Below are 4717 nucleotides of genomic sequence, written 5' to 3' on the forward strand. Positions count from 1 at the left end.
ATAAGGAATATAATCCGCTAATCCCTTCTTATGTAACAGCATTGTTATTGCCGCTGTCAGTGTCGTCTTACCATGGTCAACATGACCAATAGTACCAATATTTATATGCGGCTTCTTCCTCTCAAACTTTGCCTTTCCCATTTTTCTCTCCTCTCCTTTATCTACGTTAGTGAGCAGTAAGCTGTTAGCAGTAAGCAGAAAAAAACATCCGTCTGTATCTTTTATCTGCTCACCGCTTACCGTTTACTGCTGACTGTCTTATGAAGCCCTTGACCGGAATCGAACCGGTGACCTCCTCCTTACCAAGGAGGTGCTCTAACCGACTGAGCTACAAGGGCATTAGCCCGATAATCCACTTCTGTCATCCCCGAATGTCTCTATCGGGGATCTAATTTAACATCAGATTCGTCCCCGCATTCAGTTATCGGGGATTAAAAACTTCGGGAATGACAAAGGTTAGGCAACATATTTTCATGCTCCTTTGCAAGCCCGCGGCTCATCTAAGTTCAACCCAATTAAACTGAACTTGGAGCGGGAGACGGGATTCGAACCCGCGACAACTAGCTTGGAAGGCTAGGACTCTACCGCTGAGCTACTCCCGCAAGCACTAACAGTTATTAGTGAATAGTGAATAGTTGATAGTGAAACAACTCTCTCTAACATCTTTCTTCAAATATTTTTCCACTAACCACTATCCACTGCTTTAAAACTTACCTGGTGGAGAGGGGAGGATTCGAACCTCCGAAGCTATGAAGCGACAGATTTACAGTCTGTTCCCTTTGGCCACTCGGGTACCTCTCCGGGGCAACCTTGCGGTTGCACAATTAACTTTTAACAATTACCTAACAACTATTCACTATTCACTAAAATACTGGAGCTGGCGAAGGGATTTGAACCCCCGACCTGCTGATTACAAATCAGCTGCTCTACCGACTGAGCTACGCCAGCAAAACTTTAGATTTATATATGAATTGGACTGATTAGTCAATCCTAAATATATATATGCTGTGGCAATTAACTGGAAAGAACCTTTAAAATTTAAGATTTTTCGTTAATATTCTTCTTATTTCATACTATTACATAAATCAAACACCTTTTTTACGTCTTTGTTTGACTATCTCAAACAAAACTACGCCTGTTGCCACAGATACATTAAGAGAATTTATTTTACCAAGGAGTGGAATTCTGATCCTTACATCACAAACTTTGCGGATAGATTCTCTTATCCCTCTTCCCTCACCACCAATAACTACCGCTAACGGTATATCGCAGGATACGGCAGTATACTCTTTTTCACCTGACATATCAAGTCCATATATCCACAGACCTTTTTCCTTTAACCAGTCAATAGTTTTTACTATGTTTGTAACCCTTGCCACAGGAACGTACTCCACCGCACCGGCAGATGTCTTGGCCGTAGTATCAGTCAGCCCTGCCGCACGGTGCTTGGGTATCACAATGCCATGCACGCCTGCACAATCTGCTGTCCTGATTATTGCACCCAGATTTCTTGGGTCTTCAACACCGTCTAAGATAAGGATAAAAGGGGTCTCTTTTTTTCTAACAGCTATGTCCAATATATCTTCTACAGATGAAAAACTTTTTGCAGCAACAATCCCAAAAATGCCCTGATGTTTTTTCGTCCCTGCGATCCTGTCTAACGATTCCCTGTTTTCAAAATGCACAGGAACACCCTGAAGTTTACACAGCTTAATAATCTCATCAACACCCTTGTTAAAAATCCCCCTTGCAATATAAACCTTGCCGAATTCCCTTGTCCGTGCCTTCAATGCTTCAAGCAGGGGGTTAAGCCCGTATAACCCTTCAGTGTTTGTTTTATTCACCGTTTTATCCTTGTAGACCCATCAGGTCTGTCTTCCAGAATAATCCCGGACTTAGCAAGCATGTCGCGAATTTCATCAGACCTTTTCCAGTTTTTATTTTTTCTTGCCTCTTCTCTTTCTGAAACAAGGCGATTAATTTCATCATTCGATAATCCGGGCCTACCCCCCCTTTGCCCCCCCTTACTAAGGGGGGGAATGGTGGGGTGGTTTTCATCCCCCTTTGTAAGCAGATTTTCTTCCTTATCTGATAGTTGATGCTTTAGTTCAGCTGTTTGTCCTTCTATTACGAACTTACCCGGTTCAGCTATAATGATAATATTTGATTTGGAAAATTCCCATTCATCCGGCTTAACCTGAAATATTCCAAGTACCCCACCTAATCCTTTAATAAAACTCTCAATCTCTGTAGCACACCCATCAGAAATCCCCTGATTAAGGTTTGTATTAAACTCTTTTTTGAATTTCTGCAGACACGCTATCGCACCTGCGGTATTAAAATCATCATCCATTGCCTCTAAAAAATCTTTTTTGCATTCTATGATTGCATTTCTAACTGCATGGTCACCTTCTTTATTTGGAGCCTTTAACTGTTTAATCTCATCTATCTTCTGAAACAGACTATAAAAACCATCAAGTGCCGCATGTGCGGAATTCATGGCATGGTCAGAAAAGTCAAAGGGGCTTCTGTAGTGATTGGAAATGATAAAATATCTGAGTATCTCTGAGGTTACGTCCGGAGAACATGGATATTTCTCAATTACCTCACGGATAGTAAAAAAATTCCCAAGTGACTTAGACATCTTCTCCTGATTTACATTCACGAATCCATTATGAATCCAGTACCGGGCAAAAGCCTTTCCGCTAAATGCCTCACTCTGTGCGATCTCGTTCTCGTGATGAGGAAATATCAGGTCCTTACCGCCGCCGTGTATGTCAAATGGTGCACCGAGATATTTCATTGACATAGCTGAACATTCAATGTGCCATCCCGGACGCCCGACGCCCCATGGGCTTTCCCATTCAGGTTCCCCGGGCTTTGAAGACTTCCACAGTGCAAAATCAAGCGGGTCTGCCTTTCTCTCATCAATCTCAACCCTTGCTCCTGCCAACATATCTTCAGTATTACGTTTTGACAACTTACCGTAATCTCCAAAACTCTTTACCTTGTAAAATACATCCCCATCCGTACTGTATGCATGTCCATTCTCCATTAATCCGGAAATAATATTCTGCATCTCATCAATATGTTCAGTTGCCTTAGGTTCTATGTCAGCCTCCCTTACCCCAAGAAGTTTCATGTCACTGTAGTATTCCCTGATATACTTCTCCGCAACATCCTTCCAGATGAGACCTTCACGTTGTGCCCTTGCAATAATCTTGTCATCAATGTCAGTAAAATTTCTGATATAAGTTACTTTAAAACCCTTATACTCAAAATAATTCCTTATCACATCAAAAACCAAGGCACTCCTTGCATGTCCAATATGGCACAAGTCATATACAGTAACCCCGCACACATACATCCCAACCTGCCACGGAATCAGCGGTTCAAACACCTCTTTTTTACCTGATAATGTATTGTAAATTTTTAGCATAAATTAATCCTACAATAACCCCATCCTCACCCTAACCCTCTCCTTGAAGGGAAGGGAATAAAATTAGCCCCCATCCCCCCTCGAGAGGGAGGGAATTATGAGAATCCCTCTAAATCCCTACCGATGTTCCAATTTGGTGAGAGTGTCCATATGAGGGTGTGTTTATCTCTTGCTTCAGCATTCTAACTTCTTACTTCTGACTTCTTACTTCTGTTTTCTTGTGTCTTGCTTCAGCCTTAAGTCTTCAGCCTTCTAACCTCTAACTTCTTGCTTCTAACTTCTTGCTTCTGTCTTCAACCTACCTCTCCCACCCATCTTCCCCTATAAGTGGAACGAATACGCAAGGGAAAAGGGACGTTGTAATAACATCTCCTGCCCTCTTTTTTACAGTCTTAAGCATCTGTGAATATCTGTCCCCAACCGGAATCACAAGTATCCCGCCTTCAGCAAGCTGTTCAACAAGCGCTTCAGGGATATCCGGTGCACCGGCAGTTACAATTATACGATCAAAAGGACTTTCTGCCTCCAATCCCATAGTCCCGTTTGAGACATGTACAGTAACATTGAAATATCCAAGCTCATTCAGAAGCTTTTCTGCCCTGTATGCAAGAGCAGTAACTCTTTCAATCGTAAATACATACCCGCCAAGTTCAGCCAGCACAGCGGCCTGATAGCCTGACCCTGTTCCGACCTCCAGAATCTTTTCATTACCTTTCAATTCAAGACATTCAGTCATAGCCGCAACCATATAAGGTTGTGAGATAGTCTGCCCGTCCCCTATGGCCATGGCATTATCATCATAAGCCCTGTACTGTAACGCCTCATCCACAAAAAGATGCCGCGGCACTTTCCGCATCACAGACAACACCCTGCCATCCTTAATCCCTCGCGGAATAAGCTGTTCATCCACCATCCTGTTTCTAAGGTCTTCAAAATCGTACATCATAACCCGAAAATCTCCTCCGGCGGGGTAAGAAAACCCCGCCTATCCATATCTATGAGGATAGGCGGGACATTCCTGTCCCGCTGATTTTCATGCCCCTTTGTGAACCCTGGTTCATGGGAGTTCATCCGAAAATAACCCCCCCATGCCCCCCCTTGAACAAAGGGGGGGATTGCCGTTGGCCATTGAGCACCAAAGGAACTTTCCCCCCCTTAACAATGGGGGGCTTGGGGGGGGGGGGGTTTTCATCCTCCTTTGTGAAACCTCCGTTTCATGACGGTTCATCCGAAAATCCCTTCCGGCGGGGTAAGAAAACCCCGCCTATCCATATCTAT

At 43.4% G+C, this 4717-nt stretch carries 4 protein-coding genes and 4 tRNA genes; all 8 read right to left on the reverse strand.

Annotated features, from left to right (window positions below; translation table 11 throughout):
- Positions 1-141: elongation factor Tu (gene tuf, locus HZA08_04515; protein ID MBI5192693.1), on the reverse strand; the 141-nt coding region annotated here is incomplete at its 3' end.
- 123 nt (positions 142-264) lie between these two features.
- A tRNA-Thr gene (locus tag HZA08_04520) sits at positions 265-338 on the reverse strand.
- 189 nt (positions 339-527) lie between these two features.
- A tRNA-Gly gene (locus HZA08_04525) sits at positions 528-602 on the reverse strand.
- A 113-nt stretch (positions 603-715) separates the two neighbouring features.
- A tRNA-Tyr gene (locus HZA08_04530) sits at positions 716-801 on the reverse strand.
- Between the two features lie 71 nt (positions 802-872).
- Positions 873-948: transfer RNA gene (locus tag HZA08_04535), tRNA-Thr, on the reverse strand.
- A gap of 137 nt (positions 949-1085) precedes the next feature.
- Positions 1086-1844 carry a 23S rRNA (guanosine(2251)-2'-O)-methyltransferase RlmB gene (gene rlmB / locus HZA08_04540; protein ID MBI5192694.1) on the reverse strand — a complete coding sequence of 253 codons (759 nt, stop codon included), beginning with the start codon at positions 1842-1844 and terminating at the stop codon, positions 1086-1088.
- Entirely contained in the window at positions 1841-3439 is a 1599-nt protein-coding gene (locus HZA08_04545) for a cysteine--tRNA ligase (protein MBI5192695.1), read from the reverse strand. The genes rlmB and HZA08_04545 overlap by 4 nt, the downstream gene beginning before the upstream one ends.
- Positions 3440-3737: 298 nt before the next feature.
- Complete coding sequence (locus HZA08_04550; protein ID MBI5192696.1) at positions 3738-4385, reverse strand: protein-L-isoaspartate(D-aspartate) O-methyltransferase; 648 nt, start codon at positions 4383-4385, stop codon at positions 3738-3740.
- Positions 4386-4717 lie beyond the last annotated feature (332 nt).

The organism is Nitrospirota bacterium (genome assembly GCA_016212215.1).
In the GTDB taxonomy this organism is placed as follows: domain Bacteria; phylum Nitrospirota; class 9FT-COMBO-42-15; order HDB-SIOI813; family HDB-SIOI813; genus JACRGV01.

What these genes read in the sequence shown, in the direction of transcription:
- HZA08_04545 (MBI5192695.1), bottom strand. Translation starts at nt 3,439, where the DNA reads ATGCTAAAAATTTACAATACATTATCAGGTAAAAAAGAGGTGTTTGAA.
- HZA08_04550 (MBI5192696.1), bottom strand. Translation starts at nt 4,385, where the DNA reads ATGATGTACGATTTTGAAGACCTTAGAAACAGGATGGTGGATGAACAG.